Below are 17,158 nucleotides of genomic sequence, written 5' to 3' on the forward strand. Positions count from 1 at the left end.
ATCTCTTATCGCAATTGCTTTTCTGGATCTTGAAGGATGTCTTCAAACATGTCTTTTACACGGCAGTCGCCACACATTTTCAAACGTTCGATATTGGCACTAAATGCGCTGTGTGCGCCGACCATCTCAACCATTTTGCGCACCATTGATTGAGTAGCAAAAGCGCTACCACAAGTAATACATTCAAAGGGAGCTTCTTCTTTTAGGGTGATGAGTCCTTGACGACTGTCTTTATCAAAGTTCACTTGTGGCGCTAAACTAATGACATTTTCAGGACAAGCACTTTCACATAAACCACACTGGACGCAATCTTGCTCCACAAAACGCAATGCCGGTGTTTCACCGCCGTCCTTTAATGCTTGTGTTGGACAAATTGACACACACGACATACATAAAGTGCATTGTTCAACATTCACTTTTACTTGACCATAAGGCACATTGGGTAACGTGAGTTGAGTTAGAATCGCACCTGCCTGACTGTTAAGATGGTCAATTGCTTGGTACAACACATCCCGCTTGGCGTTGTGGCTATCAGCGTTGGCGACTAGGGTTATCGGCACAATGACAGGCCAAGTCGTGCTTATCGCTAACGGCTGTTCAAGCAAAGTAAGATCAGTGGCTGAAATAAGACGTAAACGCTGTGGTTGGCCCATTTCATCTAATATGCGGTTGGCTAAGCTAAGTTCACCCTGCAACATTTGGGTTAATGTTGGCGCGGTCGCGTCGGTATTCAAAATCAACACTTCACGCGCGCCGAGGGCTAATGCGGCGAACCAATGGTCAATACTGGCAACGGTAATCTCTTCCATTGCGATGGGTAGCACATCTCCTGGTAAAGTGTCGGTAACAAGCTCACTACCGATAATATTGTCATGGAATAAAATCACTGGTGCGACTTGTGTTTCTGCACGATAACGGCTAATTAACTTTTCAAGATAGCTATGCAGCGATTTCGGCGTAGGTAGGTCGTAGCTGATAGCACCGGTTGGGCATAAGTTGGTACAACTGCCTGCGCCGTGGCAAAGATAGGGATCGATTTCAATTTTTTGTTCAATACTGCTAATCGCATCGGCGGGACAAAAATTTAAACAGCGGTTACACCCATTAATGCCATTGCGATTATGCGCGCAAATATCAGCATTAACCTTAACGTAGCGGGGCTTATCAAACTCACCGACTAAATCTGGAATTTGTGTAATGGCTGCTGCTAATTTATGGGCATCAGAGCCTACATAGAAATAACCTGCTGGAAGTAATTCAAGGTTAATACAAGGGGCTGAACTTAAATCGACGATAATGTCAAAATGTGCCTGACGAATAGCCACAACACTCAATTCAACAATGCCACCAGCATCGGCCTCTACACTGACTTGAAACTGACCTAAAAAGCCTTTAATCGTTTTGAGTTTATTGTAAAAGCTCTCAACACCTTCTGCGGCATGAATGACCTTTTCAAGGTAGTCTTCATCTTGGCTGGTAATAGACTCATTAGCCAAAATGACTCGACTGACCATCATGGGAAGACTGTCAGCAGCAAGGCGAGCTAAATCTTCAGGGCCGATGAACAACACATGGCCTTGGGTGGAATAACTTACCGTAGGCGGGATCAAATTCTGCAGAATTTGGGTATTGGCCATCACTTGTTGCCGAGCTTGCTTAAGCTCGAACTGGGATTGTCTCATACTCATTGCGTTCCTAATTTTTATTATTAAGTGAGCTATTTTCTCACTAGCAATATCTGGTGATATTGATTGCTAATCGCTAATTATTAGCGCTTCCAAATTAGCTAACTTTTACCGCGTCACCGGTAAAAGGATGGAGTAGCTGCTCATCAGGCTGCGCGTCCATTGAAGCCAATGTTGGATTAGCATCAAGATTATCTAAATCGGTACTGCTTATATTGTCTGTTGCTACTGTTGTTTCTGAGCGAATCAAATTCTGCTCAAGGTCAGATGAATCGCTTAGTTCATCAGGCTGAGCTGTTGCAAGCATTTCATCCTCTGACACTTGTTCTTTCTCAATAACGTATTTAAATATTTTCTTTGCCAGCTCTGCTGACATTTCAGCCGATAATTTAGGTTGATTGGTATAATCTAAGGCGTATTCAAGCAAACCGTCGATGTGACTATATTGCGGCTGCTTCCAAAGCGCTTTTAATGCCGCGGCTTTGGTCGCTGGGTCAACGTTTTTAGCCATAAAGCGAGCAAAACTCCCGCCCACTTCAATCGAATCAGGATCGGGTAATGCTGGTGCTGAAAGTGCGTTAGGGTCATCAGCATCAAGGTTGGAGTCCGCTTGAATTAAGCCTGCTTCTATTTCTAACCTTGCTGAAACATCCTGAGGAGCTGCAATGCTGATATCATTGGCATTGCTCACTTGATGACTGACTTGAGTCGGTTCATTTTCAGCAATATCTGTCTGCTCTGCCTCTTTGGCAACGTGTTCACGGCGCTGATTCCAACGGCTTAACAAACCACTCATTGCATTTTTCCTGGGCGATTTGCACTTGGGCCATCGTTGTTACGACGATTAACATGCTTGCGACGATGGGCACTAATTTCCACTTCACCATGGCGGGTAATAAACGCTTCAATCCAACATGCTATGGCTGTCGGCATCAATACATTAAACATCGGCGTATCGGACTCTAAACAGCCAGCACCGACATTTTGGTCGGCAGAAATCATTGCCGGTACCCAAGTGCCATCGGCAAGTTCATCGCACACTATGTAGATCATCGCGTTGTCCATATCAAGATTGATACGGTAACTGCCACGTTGATCACGATGTAACTCAAGTAAGATTAGCTTGGCACCTGCAGGCGCTGGCTGAGTTGCTGGCACCATTTGGTCTATTTCCCAGCATATGGTGGTCCAACGACCAACTTGCTTTATCACTTTTTTTAACGAGACATACATTGGCCAAACGCTTTCGGTATGTTGCATACGGTGCTTCACCTTTGTGTTGCTTAACACTTAATAAATGCCTGTGGCACGCGAGAAATACTCTATAGTTATCCTATGTGGAGCAATAATAATGCCAATATGTTTTATGGGGATAAATTTGAGGAGGATCTCAAAATCCAATCAACAGATAGACAAATTGTCCTAGAGGTATTTTAAATGTAGGACATAAATACACGCTTTTACAGTTCGATTGAGTAAAACATGCGCAAGATCACGCAACGCTAAACATCTGCATACTGAAATGAGAAAAATTGATATTCTTATTTTTATTGTTGCTGCTAATAATGTATTTATGGTGGTATTTGATAAATGATTGCTGCCAATAACCTACAAGGTAAACCTTGCTTATGACCCAATCTACTGAGCACTTGTCAGCCCGTAAATCAGCTATCAAATTTATCAGAACCCAAACTGAAGTGCCGCTCACGTTACCCGTTGTGGCTTATAACGAACAAGGAGAGGCATTAGATAAATTTGTGGCCTGTGAGCGACCATTAACCGTTTATTTAAACTGGCAACCGATTGTGACGCTGATGACATTAGGAGCCAAACCTGAGTCACTCACTTTAGGCTATTTAAAAAACCAGGGATTTATTAGCGACATCCACTTACTCGAGTCAGTAATTGTGGATTGGGACGTCAATTCTGCCGCCGTTATTACCACAGAAAACATCGATGATTTAACCGAAAAACTATCTGAAAAAACGGTGACATCTGGCTGTGGTCAAGGCACGATTTATGGCGGTTTTTTACAAGGGTTAGATGAAATTCACTTATCGGCACCACAGTTAAAGCAGTCGGTTATTTACAGTTTATTGAATAACATCAACGCCTATAATGAAACTTACAAAAATGCCGGTGCTGTGCATGGTTGTGGCATCTGCCAAGATGATAAAATTCTCGCGTTTGTCGAAGATGTGGGACGCCATAATGCCGTTGATACCTTAGCGGGCGATATGTGGATGGAGCAACAAAGTGGTGATGATAAAATTTTCTATACCACTGGTAGGCTGACCTCAGAAATGATTATCAAAGTGGCCAAGATGGGCATCCCTATTTTGTTATCTCGAAGTGGTGTCACCCAGATGGGGTTAGAGTTAGCACAACAACTCGGAATAACCCTTATCGCCCGTGCCAAAGGCCGTCACTTTTTGGTTTACCATGGGGTAGAGAACATCGTTTTTGATATGAAGTAAGCGCTACAAATTTTAACAACGGCTAGTCACTGATTATTACGCTTTGCCCCTGAATTAGCCTGGCCATTATTATTGATAGATTTTATAAACGAAATTTAGCCCATTGTTCTCTTAATGCTGGGCTTAAAAAACTCCATACTAAAATACGGGTTTGTTTATTGCCTTGATGCATTTCAATGATATCGATTGTCTCTGCACCACACTTTTCAAGCAGTTTATAGCAAGGTTTTAGGTTGTCTGATTTAGATACTAATGAACTAAACCACAACACTTGATGTTTAAACTGGCAGCTTTCGGTAATCATATTGCGCAAAAACTGGATCTCGCCCCCTTCACACCATAATTCGGCTTTTTGACCACCAAAATTTAATGCTGACTTATTTTTTTGCGCACTAACAACGGAATGCTTTTTGGCACGATTGGCGGCTAAATTCGACAGCTTGCGTTGATTTCCCGCTATGGCATCATCTAAAGATTGATGGAATGGTGGATTACATAAAGTGATATCAATACGATCACTTGGGCTAATCACCCCTGTAAATATCGCCTTAGCATCAGTTTGTTGTACCAATTTAAGTTTTGAGTTGACCTCTGGATTATGGGCGCAAATCTCCACGACATTTCTTAATGATTTAGCATCGATATCAGATGCGGTAAATTGCCAACCATAACATTGAATACCCAACAAAGGGTAAATGCCATTAGCGCCAGTTCCAATATCAAGCGCGTGTATTTTCGCCCCTTTGGGCACCTTGCCCTTTACCGCTAATAAATCAGCAATATAATGCAAATAATCTACCCGTCCAGGAATAGGTGGGCACAGAAACCCCGCGGGGATATCCCATTTATCGATATGATAATGCAATTTAAGCAGTGCTGCATTTAAGGTTTTTACCGCCTCGGAACTGGCAAAGTCGATTGATAAATTGCCATAGGGGTTAGGGCGAACAAACTGGGACAATTTGGGTAATACAGCAACCAACGAGGTAAAGTCATAGCCCTGATTATGCAGATTACGGGGGTGAAGTGACTTACTATCGCGGGATTTACTAGCAGAAGATTTAGCAAGGCGATCTTGGCCCTGCATAGGCGATTTAACAGGCATTAATCGTACAGATATTTAGTAAACAATAAATTAACCACCAGCGAGCGACCTGTTTCCTTCTCTAATAGACGATTGACCATCTCATAGCATTCTCGGCGAATTTCATCGCGACCAGATAATGATTTAACCTTATCTTCCGCCTGATTCCCCAATATCTCTACAATGGCTGCCCGCAATAATGGATCGTGGCGCTCAATACTGACCAGATCTGTCGGGTTTTTTACCATCAGTTCAACACTAATGCGAACAAAACCTAATTTCTTACGATTAGAAATATAATTGGTGACAATTTCAGGCTCAAAGCCATAGTAGGCATACTCTTCACTGATCTCATCAGCACCTTGAACGTTAAATGCAACTAACAGCAGTAGCATGCATGCTGAAACGAATTTTTGCATAGTGTGATGCTCTCCTTGAGTGATTAATAAGCAGGTGGCCGCTTTTATGTATTTCATCTTGTTGAGCATGATAAACTGCTCGGGTCTAGGTATATTGTAACGAGTTTTTGATGAATGTGACCAGTAATAGCTTTCCTTATGGTGAATCAATTTTATGGTATTCTCCTGAAACAGCCGCCTCACTTCCCCACACACCGCTTAAAAACTGGTTATTATCTAATGGCAGTTTAACCGAGAAACTGAAAAAGCATTGTAACAATTTCTCCGTTACGGTTTTAGGCGAACACTTATTGTCTCCTTTACTAGATGAGCTTCCCAGCCAATCAGAACCCGTTTGGGTGCGTGAAGTGTTACTCAGTCTAGACGATGTTCCTTGGGTTTTCGCCCGCACCTTAATCCCACAAGCATTATTAGATAATACGCTTTACGACTTTATTAACTTGGGTAACAGACCATTAGGTGAACTGTTATTTACCCATAACGAGATTGTGCCGGGAAAAATTGAAGTTGCCGCCTTTAAAACCTGCGGCCGTTTAGCAAAGCTTGCCACCAGCTTATCTCAATCGGTTGACGACACGCTTTGGGGCCGTCGTCGATACTTTCATATTGGCACGTCTGAGTTGATTGTTAGCGAAATATTTCTACCTGCTGCAGTAGAGAACATAAAAAAATACCGCCTAGATTAGGCGGTATTTCAGTCAGAGTTAAACTCAAATTAAATTTTGCGGCGCACGCTGCATAAAGCTAACGCCAACAAACTTAGCCACCCCAGACTACCACCGCCACCCGATTCGGCTGGAGGGGTGACCACTGCTGACGAGACTGTTATCGCCTTAGTCACCGCGTGGGTATTACCCAGTGTATCTGTTGCCACTAACGTAATAGTGTAGGTTCCTGCTTGAGCATAGGTATGCATTGGGCTGGTTGCAGTGCTACGATTACCATCCCCAAACTGCCAAGCATAGGTCAAACTGCCAAAACCATTACTAGAGTTGTTTGTTAGACTAAGCACTAGGTTTGTTGATGAAACACTAAAGTCCGCAGTAGGTAAAATCACCACTCTAACGGTTTTAGCAACCTCTAACTTATTTCCTTCACCGTCTGTAACCGTTAACTTCACAGCATAATCACCCGATGAGGCATAGGTATAGTTAGGTGCAACCACACTGCTAGAGCCAACATTATCACCAAAAGTCCAACTGTATTGATAATTACCATCACCCCCATTTATGTTGGCATTAAAGTTTACTGTGCCACCATTTTGGTTAGCAACAATATCACCGTTTAATGGACTAGGAGGTAATACAATCGTGCTTGAACGTTTAAACTCTACCGTAGCAGAAGTACTATTGGCTGCTTGAGCTGTCACTTCCATGGTTAAGCCAAGTTCAGTTAACTTAATACCCGCCTGAGGTTTAAGGGGGGCGCTGTAGTCGTTGCTGTCATCAAACATGCTAATGGCAGACAGGTGATTGTCACTTGGATAGCTTGATTGAACAAATTGACTGAACGCTGCATCACGGATTTGCACATTAGTAGAGCTACGCCCAATCAAGTTTTGGTCGGCATCTATGACACCAATTAATCCTTCACCTGCATGATCCGATACATTATTATCAGGCTGATTAAAGTTCTCTAACCACATCAACACTCCAGGAGTATAGCTCTGGCTGGCCAATCCTTTATCAATACCTTGATGGCTTCTTAGTTGCACGATATAACGACTGGCTTTACCTGGTCTAGTATCATCAACTCGGCTAAAGCCATTTAATATCATCTTAGATTCTGTTTCTGCATTATCGCTATAAATCACTGTGCTATTGTTGGTCAGCTCAAGTTCATCAACCACGAAACCATAGCCACCCTCAGCGGTATCGGTTACATAATGCATCGAAATAGTGACATTTTGTCCTGCATACCGGCCAAATTATAGCTCAGTTTCACCCATGCGTTTTCACCTGTTGCTGTGCCTATATCACTCGATTGACCGCTAATATAATGCTTAACTGAGCCATAAAATGGATTGCTCGCTTTAGTATAATTACCCGCTATAGCGACACCGTTTACTTTAAGCTGCATATAGTCATAATCATCTTCTATATCCCAATGTGCTTGGAAAGCTAACGATAACGGCGTTGCGTTAGGTAATGAAACATTAAACGACATTTGCTGTTTAATATCATTACCTTGACCTGAATAGTATTGATACTCTCCCGCATAGGGCGCGGTAAAATCAACGGGGCTAATAGGTAACGGGATCGAGATTTGGTTTATGCTGTTGGCATCAATCGCATGCGCTAAATTAACACTCAAGCCTGACTCATCAAGACTTGATAATGCAACCACCTGCTCTTTGACCCACTTACCTTTATATTTTTGTTGTAGATAAGAGCGGGCATAAGGACTAAAACCTGTTGGTTCACTGCCTGAAATTGTACCTGTCCAGCTACCACCAGACATTAATGACCAAGCCCCCACTGGTGAACCATCGCCTATATTAGTGGTGTCATACTCATCCGGAAGCCCTAAGTCATGGCCAAACTCGTGTGTACACACGCCCGCAGCGGCATCAATAGGCTGTACGGTATAACCGTAGATTTTCATATTCCGGCCAGGAATTTTGTATCCATTGGTGTCAATATTAACAAAGTAACGATGCGACCAAATGGCATCAGCACCTAGCACCCCACCACCTGCTTCTTCACCCACACTGGAGTGGAATAGCATGATGTGGTCAATGATTCCATCGGCCTCATCAGTATTACCGTCACCGTCTAAATCATAAGGATCTTCAATATCATAAGTCGCTAATTCAACATCCGACATACCTGCAATCGCTTTAACAACCGCTTCTTTTACCAATTCTGGTACCGCTTTATCGTTATCATCATTATCAGCATCATTACCGCCGTAGTAAGCTGCATTATTGTCTGCGGCAACCCAATTAAGCACATTGCCACTGAAGGTAAATGACTGGCCTGAAGCAGCTTTAAAGTATTGATATGCAGATTGTAAAGTGGCCGGATTAGCATCTGGGCCAGTAAAACCTGAAGTTGAAAAGAGTAAATTTTGATAGTGTGATACTGGATAGCGACTATAAAACATATCTGTATCGGCACTGACTAGGCGATTATCATTATGACGAAGATCTGGAAAGTCCACCAGCACGCCCAATACCTTAACAGTTTTAGTGATATCTTCATCCGCCAGCATAACGGCCGACTGTATCGCCATTTTAGTCTGCTTAGCTTGACGAGCTTTAACTGATGCGGCGCTCTTTAGCTCAAATTTGGACGGCGTAAATGAAGACGTTAATCCACGGGCAACAAATGCTTCAACCGCTAAGTTTTTAACCTCATCACTGGCATCTTCTGCGACTTCGCCGCGCTTGATTAACCAGTAAAGTACTTGTTCTTTATTAATCACCCCGCCATCTGCTGGAGAGCCTTTTATCGGTGCAGCAATCGAGACCGAAACGCCTATCGTCAACAATAAGCCTAACACTGCCGCAAACGGTAATTTTATAGTCTTTTTCATCTATATTTTTCCTTAGTTATCGCTAGGCTTATGTGTCAGCGGTTTGGGGCATTTCGCAAATTTTTTCTGGCGTTTACTAATGTATTTTGCAACCACTTGGTCAATTTCTTGTGGGTCCATAGATTCAGTAATCAGACCTTGTTTTCGCAAATTATCGGCAATTTTGGATTTATCTCGAATCGGTGGCATAGCACCACATCCAGCAGTTGTTGAATGACTGACTTCTGCTGAGGCCGTATTTTCTGTTTGTTGATTGTCTTCATTAGCCTGACAACCAAACATCAACACGACGCTGACTACTAATGCTATTTTAGTGGATTCCATTCGGTTTACTCCTAGAGTATTCACGTAAGATTAACAGTTGTTATCGCTAGCGTACAAACAAAAACACCCTCACTTTTATGAATTAATGTTCCAATAAGCTTGAGGGAATAAAGCATCATTTATTTTACTACAGCCTTTGATATATCACTTTTTAACAATCTAAATTTTGCCAGGAATAACAAAAATGGCAGTCATGTAGACTGCCATACAAAATTTAGACACTAAAAATCAAACAGAAAGCACCTAAAAACGATAGGTTACTGCGCCACAGTGCTCATGTAGCTTGAAATGCCATCTAAGAACATTTGTACCGAAATCATCACCAGCACCATACCCATTAAACGCTCTACAGCGGTTAAGCCTTTCTCACCCAATACTCGGGTAAATAGTTTATAAAACATCAAAATAATGGCACTTAATCCCCAAGCCGAAACAAGTGCGATAGTCCAATCAGTCATACGGCTACTGTCGGTATGAGCCAATAATATCAATGCGGCCAAAATAGACGGTCCGGCCATAAGCGGGATAGCCATAGGGACAATAAACGGCTCTTCGCCTGCAGCCAAACCAACTACACCACCAGGCTGCGGGAAAATCATTTTTATCGCGATAAGAAATAAAATAATCCCACCAGCAATACTGACCGACTCTGAACGAAGATTTAAGAAGTTAAGAATGGCTTCACCGGCATACAAAAACAGCAACATAATCACTAAGGCAATAAGCAATTCACGAATTAATACCTTACGACGTTTCTTGGGATCAATATGACGCAAAATCGATGCAAAAATAGGTAGGTTACCTAGTGGATCCATAATTAGAAACAACATCACCGCAGCAGAAAAAATATCCATAAGTCACAATCTATTCAGTTAACCAATACAATTGCTCATATTGTATACCTAATCCGTCGCTTATGGATGCTAGAAAGTGCGCTATTATTTTTTAGCCAATAAATTAGTTTTTCTCACCTGAAGCAACACAAACTGATTGATTCAATAACCGGCAACCTAAGCCCCTAATCTCAGGCCATTGAAATTTACACATCTTATGCCTGCACGCTAGCTACATAAGAATACAAAAATGCTATACTACTGCGTTTTTTGTCGATTTATGCTTGGAACCCATGCTCTATTTAGCCGCTAGTTGTATCGCTTTATTATTTGGCCCTTTATTTTACCGCTACTTTTCTTCTGGTAGTGGGTTACAAAAAGGTCTAGATGGTTTTATATTCGTCTCTTTAGGCGGGCTGGTGCTCATCCATATTTTGCCAGAACTGCTTGAACACGGTGGATTTATCACACTGCTTTTTGTGGTATTAGGCGTATGGGGACCCACCGCAAGTGAACGTATTTTCCATCGCTATTCAGAGATCACCCATAACATTACCCTAACCTTAGGAATTGCGGGCTTACTACTACATACCATTACTGACGGTGGCGCTATGGTGCTGTCGCAACAGCAAGGTAATTCTCCGCTACTCGCGCTGGGGGTAATATTGCATCGACTTCCGGTAGGTTTAGCCATTTGGTGGTTACTCAAACCACAGGTTGGCACCCGCTGGTCAAGCATAGTGTTAGTTGCCATGATGGTGTTAACTGCTGTCGGTTATTTTGCCGGCGAGCAACTACTGGATCAATTAAGCATTGAGAATACCGTTTATTTACAAGCATTTGTAACAGGGTCTATTTTACATGTGGTACTACATCAGCCCCATGGTGAACACTCCACTGATAAACAGGGTAAATATCAATATCAAGCGGGCATAGGTAGCTTGCTTGGTTTAGCTTTATTAGCACTTTTACTGTTAATGGATACTGGTAGCCAAGCATATTCAGACCATGACCACGCTCACGGTGTAGAACAGTTTGTTAGCTGGCTATTAACTATTTCGCCGGTATTACTATTAAGCTATTTATTTGCAGCGCTAAGATTTAAATTAGGGCTACAACCTCAGCATAAAAATCTCGCGTTACGATGGTTACAGCGACTTGCGGGCCCTGAATCCTTAATCATTACGCTGGCATTATTAGGCCCCTGGTTTGCGCTATATCAAATTATTGGTTTAGCGGTTATTGGCGGGTTACTGACATGGAGTAAAATTCCATTAACGGATCCGCATTTACAATTACCTGGCTCTGCATTGCGATTTGGCTTTGCTCATTTAGTCGACCGCAGTGCGCCTTGGATTATATTAAGCTTAATATTAGCCAATTTAATTGGCCATCCGTCAGTGCCTCTCGAAAACCCTGCACTACAGGTGTTTATTCTGCTATTAGTCTTTATTCCGATGCGTTTTTGTAATCTAGGGGCAGCAATTTTAGCCTTAGCGTTATTTTACAGCGGATGGAATCAGGTGGCGGTAGCATTTAGCTTACTCGCGGCCCCCGTCATTAATATTGCACAGCTAAAATTAATGACTTGGAAACAAGGCTTAATGGTCGGCGGAGTGTTACTAAGCGCCTTTATGGTTGCCGATCAAGTCACGCTAACCTCTAATTATGTGTTGCAGCTGCCTGAATCGATCAATATCTTAAGCTTAGTGGTAGTCAGTTTACTATTTGGCGCCAGCTTGTTGCGCTTAGGACCAAGAAAATTTCTAAGCCGCATGGTCGCAAATCTTAAATCCGATCACGGACATAACCACAAACAAAGCGGTGGACATTCTCATCACCATCACTAATGACCAAGGTCGCTAACGATTAGCAACAGCAAAAATGACAGGAGAGACTTATGTGCATTTTATTTTTCGCTATCGAAAGCCACCCTCAGTATCCTTTAATCGTTTGTGCTAATAGAGATGAGTTCCATCATCGCGCCACTCAACCGGCGCAGTTTTGGCCTCCAGATCAAAACATACTGGCAGGTAAAGATTTACAGGCCGGTGGAACTTGGCTTGGCGTTAATCAAGCGGGACAATTTGCTGGCTTGACGAATTTGCGCACTCAAAACCTTCAGGACGGGGTGCGATCAAGGGGTGAGCTGGTTATCAATGCACTAGCATCACCTCTGTCAGTAACTAACCACCTACCAATTACCTCGCAATGGTTACAAGAACATAGTCATAATTACAATCCATTCAATCTAATTTTTGAACATGAACACATACTTCACTGCTTCAATAGTCGCAGCGCCGCGACCAAAAAACTAACCCAAGGGTTCCATGCTGTTTGTAATGGTGATATGGATGATGTGTGGCCAAAAATGGCGTTAGGTCAACAAGCTTTGCAGTCGTATATTGCGCAAACCGATAACATTAGCATTAATGAATTACAGCGCTTTATGCAAGATACAACACAAGCTACTGACAACTTACTGCCTAATACGGGCCTAGATTTAGAGTGGGAGCGCCACTTATCTTCTATCTTTATTCAACACCCACAATATGGCACTCGCTCAACCACGATTATCCTCAAAGATACTCACGGGCATATCGACTTTTATGAAACACGCTTTGACAGTAAAGGGCGCAACTTAGGCCAACAACATTTTCAAATAGAATCAAATCACCCCAATAAAATGCGGTAGATAACGACAATTAGCTGCGATAAAAATAAGTTATTGCTACGCCTATCACATTCAAACACCAAATTTACAACCTAGATCAAAGTTATTGATTCGGTAAACCTGCATAATTCGTCTATTGCTAATTTACCATCGGAGTACACGTCTTGGAACAGCCCACACAAACAGGTTGGGATCAGTCAATGATCGAGAAATATAACTACAGCGGTCCACGTTATACGTCTTACCCGACAGCATTAGAATTTGATGATAGCTTTACTGAACAGAGTTTACTGTCGGCAATTAAGGGCAGTAAAAGTAATAAGCTGTCTTTATATGTCCACATTCCATTCTGCGCCAAGCTTTGTTATTACTGCGGTTGTAATAAAGTCATTACGCGTCATTCGCACAAAGCTGATCAATATATAGAATATTTAGCGACTGAAATAATTAAGCGCGCACCTTTATTTAAACATTACACTGTGACTCAAATGCATTGGGGTGGCGGCACGCCAACCTTCTTGAAACCAGAACAAATATTACAGTTAACAGCATTAATCAAACAACACTTTAACTTTGCTGAAGTGGGCGAATATTCAATCGAAGTTGACCCGCGTGAAATTGAACTCAGTATGCTTGATACACTAAAAGAAGCTGGTTTCAACCGAGTGTCAATTGGCGTACAGGATTTCAATAAAGACGTTCAAGTGGCGGTAAATCGTGAACAGGACGAGCAATTTATTTTCGACTTTATTGCCAGAGCAAAAGTGCTTGGCTTTGTGTCTACAAACGTTGATTTAATTTACGGCTTACCATTACAAACCCCAGAAACATTTGCACAAACTATCGCTCGGATTATTGAACTATCTCCAGACCGTTTATCAGTCTTTAACTATGCGCACTTACCATCACGTTTTGCCGCGCAGCGTAAAATTATAGATGCCGATATGCCCTCGCCACAGCAAAAGTTGAGTATGCTGCAGCAAACCATTGAGTCATTAACGGGCGCAGGTTATCAGTTTATCGGTATGGACCATTTTGCCAAACCCGATGATGAATTAGCTAAACTACAAAATGCCGGTAAATTACATCGCAACTTCCAGGGTTATACCACCCAAGAAGAGTGTGACTTACTCGGGTTAGGTGTCTCTTCAATTAGCCAAATTGGTGATTGTTATGCTCAAAACCAAAAAGATCTTCGTCCTTACTATGAATCTATTGATGCACAAGGCCACGCTTTGTGGAAAGGCTGTAGCTTAAATCGTGATGATGAAATTCGTCGCGCTGTGATTAAACAAATCATCTGTCACTTTGACCTAGACATGACAAAAGTTGAGCAGAAATTTGATATCGTATTTGAAGATTATTTCGCTGAAGACTTAAAGCTACTGCAAACCTTCTTAGACGATAAACTAGTCGATATCACAGATCGCCGTTTAACCGTCAGCCCTACGGGTCATTTGCTTATTCGTAATATCTGTATGTGTTTTGATGTTTATTATCGCCAGAAAGCACGTCAGCAACAATTCTCGCGCGTGATTTAATTATTTATGCAGAGGCATGTGCAGTAACAACAAAAGCCAGCATCAGCTTAATGCCGTTCACTTAAGGTGAGCGGCATTTTTTATTTTTGCGACTGGGTAGCCATTTTTACTGACTTTTAAGCACCTTGGATAACTTCTTTCTCGTTTTCCTTCCAGCTTAAACTGCTTGGCATTTCTCTCTATATCTAAAATAAACCTCGGAACATTTCCTGGTGCATATAACGGCATATTAGTGAGTTGATTGATAATATGAGATGAAGCATCTCGAAAACTCAGCTGATTTGGAAATACATTTTTAAGCGATTTCGCCATTAAAATCATTTTATAACGTATTAAATTATAAGCTAATAATAGTCCCCATAGCTCTTGATTTATTAACTCTGGAAGATTGCTTCTCAGCGTAAATCGACTTTCTAACATATATTGTTTCATTTCTCGATAACCCAGCTCTATCTCCCAGCGATGTGTATATAAATCAACTATTTCTGCACCCGGATAGGCCATAACATCAAGCATTGAACTCAGAATGTTGACCTGTTTACCTTTTATCTGACGAGTGGTTAATCTGGCTTCTATTGTTAATGGTAATTCAGGGCGTTTCTTTCTCGATTGAGGCGTTGTACTTAACCTGACAAGCTTATCGTGCTTACCTAAACTGCGGATTGTTTCATATTGAGTGCCTTTTTTTAACGGTAATAACCAATGGGTGTTGACGCCTTTAGCCTGCCAATCGTGTAATAAGCCTAGCGAGTAAAAGCCTTTATCAAACAAGGTTAAGCTGTTGTCGGGTACACTTTTGATAAGCTTAGCCGCTAAGTTCATTTCATTTTCAGCCACACTGTCAAAGACGCTATCAACCAGTAAATGACTACTCAGTTCCATCATACAAACCATGCGCACTTGAGGGTAACCAGACTCACTTGATTTGTTTGCTGTGCGCGCAAAAGCTGCACTATTCTCTTTCGTTTCAGGCGTTCTCCAGACTACGCCATCAACGCCAAAGAGGTTCAAACCGCACCAATGAGGATGTTCAGCACGTTGATGCCATGTGGCCGCTGAGCGATGAAATATATCGCGAACCACATCACTGCCAAGCTTTTTTCTGGCCTGTGTGACAGCACTTCTCGCCACATAATCAACCTCTTGAGGCAGCACAATATCAAGCTTGTTAATCAATTGACGAACGGATTCAGTGCGAAATAAAGACATCCCAATAACAGCCCAAACCATAGCGTCCATGGGTAGTTTTCGACGTCTTAATGTGGCAACACCATTGGAGTCTAGACAAGATTGAATAATATCGGGTTCAAGGACATCAGCAAGAGATGAAAATTCGGTGAGTCGGTTAATTGAAGTGCGAGCAAGTGCTTCTGAAAGTTCCATAAAAAAATCCGATAATAAAGATTATCGGATTTTGGCAGACTAAAAGGATCGGTCAATAGATCGGTATATTTTTTATCACTTCAGTTCTTAACTGATCGGCATTAAGCATCAGCTGGCTTTTTTATCAACATCAAAAGCATTAAGCTTTTGATGCGTATAACGCTTTGCGTTCGCTATCAGACAGAAACGCCATTTCAACACCATTACGTTGAACTTGCGACAACTGCTCATCCGTTAAACCCATTTCAGATTTGGCAACACGATATTCATGATTGATATCGATGTTACTTACCCCTGGGTCATCGGTATTCAAACCGATTAACACACCTGAATTAAAGAACTGCATAAAGGGATGTGAATCATAATCTGCAATGGTCGAAGTATGTAGGTTACTGGTTGGGCAAGACTCTATACCAATACGATGCTTAGCCAGATATTCCATCAACTTAGGATCACTAATGGCATTAACACCATGGCCGATACGAGTCGCACCTAATGTCTCAATTGCTTGCCACATGCTTTCAGGGCCAGCGGCTTCGCCAGCATGAGCGGTGATTTGTAAACCCGCATCACGGACTCGTTTAAAGTGCTCGGTGAATAATTCCCCCGGAAAACCTAACTCATCACCGGCTAAATCAATCGCAACAATTTTATCATTATGCGCCAGTAAACCTTCTAACTCTAAACGGCATTTTTCTTGGCCGAATGAACGCGACATAATACCGATCAAATTAATTTTAATATCGTGCTCTTTGGTGCCAGCATTAACCCCATCAATCACAGCCTCAACAACAGCCTCGATAGGTAAATTATGGTTCATCGCCATGTAATATGGGCTAAAACGCAGTTCGGCATAATCTAAACCAGATACTTTAGCATCTACTACGTTTTCGTAGGCAACGCGCTTCACCGCATCTAAATCAGCTAGCACAGCAACCATCCAGTCAAGCTTCTTTAAAAAAGCGACTAAGTTGTTTTCTTTACCTTGAATTTGCACAAATGGCGCTAAGGTTTCTAACGAGTCGGCAGGCAGTACTATGCCGTGTTTGTGGCCGAGTTCCCATATGGTTTGAACACGAACATTTCCATCCAAATGGCGATGCAAATCAACCAGCGGAATCGATTTATCTATCATTCGTAACCCCTATTAATTCTCTAGGCTAAATGTGTTTTCTATTTTTAGAACACCCAGGCCCAAAGT

At 42.1% G+C, this 17,158-nt stretch carries 15 protein-coding genes and 1 pseudogene; 5 read left to right on the forward strand and 11 right to left on the reverse strand.

The features are described 5' to 3' along the window. Positions 1–5: 5 nt before the first annotated feature. The 3 genes from L0B17_RS01795 to L0B17_RS01805 form a co-directional block, all read right to left on the reverse strand. Positions 6–1,688, reverse strand: coding sequence for a 4Fe-4S binding protein (locus L0B17_RS01795; RefSeq protein WP_235087151.1), 1,683 nt, complete (start codon positions 1,686–1,688; stop codon positions 6–8). Between the two features lie 94 nt (positions 1,689–1,782). Further along, positions 1,783–2,481 carry a DUF3306 domain-containing protein gene (locus tag L0B17_RS01800; RefSeq protein WP_235087153.1) on the reverse strand — a complete coding sequence of 233 codons (699 nt, stop codon included), beginning with the start codon at positions 2,479–2,481 and terminating at the stop codon, positions 1,783–1,785. After that, a complete protein-coding gene (locus L0B17_RS01805) occupies positions 2,478–2,945 on the reverse strand; it encodes a DUF3305 domain-containing protein (RefSeq protein WP_235087155.1) in 468 nt (155 codons plus the stop codon). Before L0B17_RS01805 ends, L0B17_RS01800 begins: the two co-directional genes overlap by 4 nt. Positions 2,946–3,313: 368 nt before the next feature. Between L0B17_RS01805 and L0B17_RS01810 the strand changes: the two genes are divergently transcribed. Continuing rightward, positions 3,314–4,162: a formate dehydrogenase accessory sulfurtransferase FdhD gene (locus L0B17_RS01810; protein WP_235087156.1), complete on the forward strand. Its 849-nt coding sequence runs from the start codon at positions 3,314–3,316 to the stop codon at positions 4,160–4,162. 82 nt (positions 4,163–4,244) lie between these two features. On the opposite strand, the gene rlmF is transcribed toward L0B17_RS01810, so the two are convergent. Beyond that, positions 4,245–5,267 carry a 23S rRNA (adenine(1618)-N(6))-methyltransferase RlmF gene (gene rlmF, locus L0B17_RS01815; RefSeq protein ID WP_235087158.1) on the reverse strand — a complete coding sequence of 341 codons (1,023 nt, stop codon included), beginning with the start codon at positions 5,265–5,267 and terminating at the stop codon, positions 4,245–4,247. After that, positions 5,267–5,665, reverse strand: coding sequence for a flagellar basal body-associated protein FliL (locus tag L0B17_RS01820; protein WP_235087160.1), 399 nt, complete (start codon positions 5,663–5,665; stop codon positions 5,267–5,269). The genes rlmF and L0B17_RS01820 overlap by 1 nt, the downstream gene beginning before the upstream one ends. Positions 5,666–5,775: 110 nt before the next feature. Between L0B17_RS01820 and L0B17_RS01825 the strand changes: the two genes are divergently transcribed. Further along, complete coding sequence (locus tag L0B17_RS01825; RefSeq protein ID WP_235087161.1) at positions 5,776–6,351, forward strand: chorismate--pyruvate lyase family protein; 576 nt, start codon at positions 5,776–5,778, stop codon at positions 6,349–6,351. A 29-nt stretch (positions 6,352–6,380) separates the two neighbouring features. On the opposite strand, the gene L0B17_RS18255 is transcribed toward L0B17_RS01825, so the two are convergent. The 4 genes and pseudogenes from L0B17_RS18255 to L0B17_RS01845 all read right to left on the reverse strand — a co-directional run bounded on the left by L0B17_RS18255 (position 6,381) and on the right by L0B17_RS01845 (position 10,380). After that, positions 6,381–7,040, reverse strand: coding sequence for a PKD domain-containing protein (locus tag L0B17_RS18255; protein ID WP_443019932.1), 660 nt, complete (start codon positions 7,038–7,040; stop codon positions 6,381–6,383). 20 nt (positions 7,041–7,060) lie between these two features. Further along, a pseudogene (locus tag L0B17_RS01835) lies at positions 7,061–9,202 on the reverse strand (hypothetical protein); the annotation flags it as partial. A 12-nt stretch (positions 9,203–9,214) separates the two neighbouring features. Then, entirely contained in the window at positions 9,215–9,526 is a 312-nt protein-coding gene (locus tag L0B17_RS01840) for a hypothetical protein (RefSeq protein WP_235087167.1), read from the reverse strand. A gap of 257 nt (positions 9,527–9,783) precedes the next feature. Continuing rightward, entirely contained in the window at positions 9,784–10,380 is a 597-nt protein-coding gene (locus L0B17_RS01845) for a YhgN family NAAT transporter (protein ID WP_235087168.1), read from the reverse strand. Between the two features lie 272 nt (positions 10,381–10,652). Between L0B17_RS01845 and L0B17_RS01850 the strand changes: the two genes are divergently transcribed. The 3 genes from L0B17_RS01850 (at position 10,653) to hemN (ending at position 14,574) form a co-directional block, all read left to right on the forward strand. After that, positions 10,653–12,209, forward strand: a complete 1,557-nt coding sequence (locus L0B17_RS01850; protein ID WP_235087170.1) for a metal transporter — start codon at positions 10,653–10,655, stop codon at positions 12,207–12,209. Positions 12,210–12,259: 50 nt separating this feature from the next. Then, positions 12,260–13,054: an NRDE family protein gene (locus tag L0B17_RS01855; protein ID WP_235087172.1), complete on the forward strand. Its 795-nt coding sequence runs from the start codon at positions 12,260–12,262 to the stop codon at positions 13,052–13,054. A 179-nt stretch (positions 13,055–13,233) separates the two neighbouring features. Beyond that, positions 13,234–14,574 (forward strand): oxygen-independent coproporphyrinogen III oxidase, encoded by a 1,341-nt coding sequence (gene hemN / locus L0B17_RS01860; RefSeq protein WP_235089482.1) that lies wholly within the window; start codon positions 13,234–13,236, stop codon positions 14,572–14,574. A 57-nt stretch (positions 14,575–14,631) separates the two neighbouring features. On the opposite strand, the gene L0B17_RS01865 is transcribed toward hemN, so the two are convergent. Both L0B17_RS01865 and add read right to left on the reverse strand, forming a co-directional pair. After that, complete coding sequence (locus L0B17_RS01865; protein ID WP_235085703.1) at positions 14,632–15,957, reverse strand: IS4 family transposase; 1,326 nt, start codon at positions 15,955–15,957, stop codon at positions 14,632–14,634. A gap of 139 nt (positions 15,958–16,096) precedes the next feature. After that, positions 16,097–17,092 (reverse strand): adenosine deaminase, encoded by a 996-nt coding sequence (gene add / locus L0B17_RS01870; protein WP_235087173.1) that lies wholly within the window; start codon positions 17,090–17,092, stop codon positions 16,097–16,099. Positions 17,093–17,158 lie beyond the last annotated feature (66 nt).

The sequence above is a fragment of the Shewanella sp. OMA3-2 genome, from assembly GCF_021513195.1.
In the GTDB taxonomy this organism is placed as follows: domain Bacteria; phylum Pseudomonadota; class Gammaproteobacteria; order Enterobacterales; family Shewanellaceae; genus Shewanella.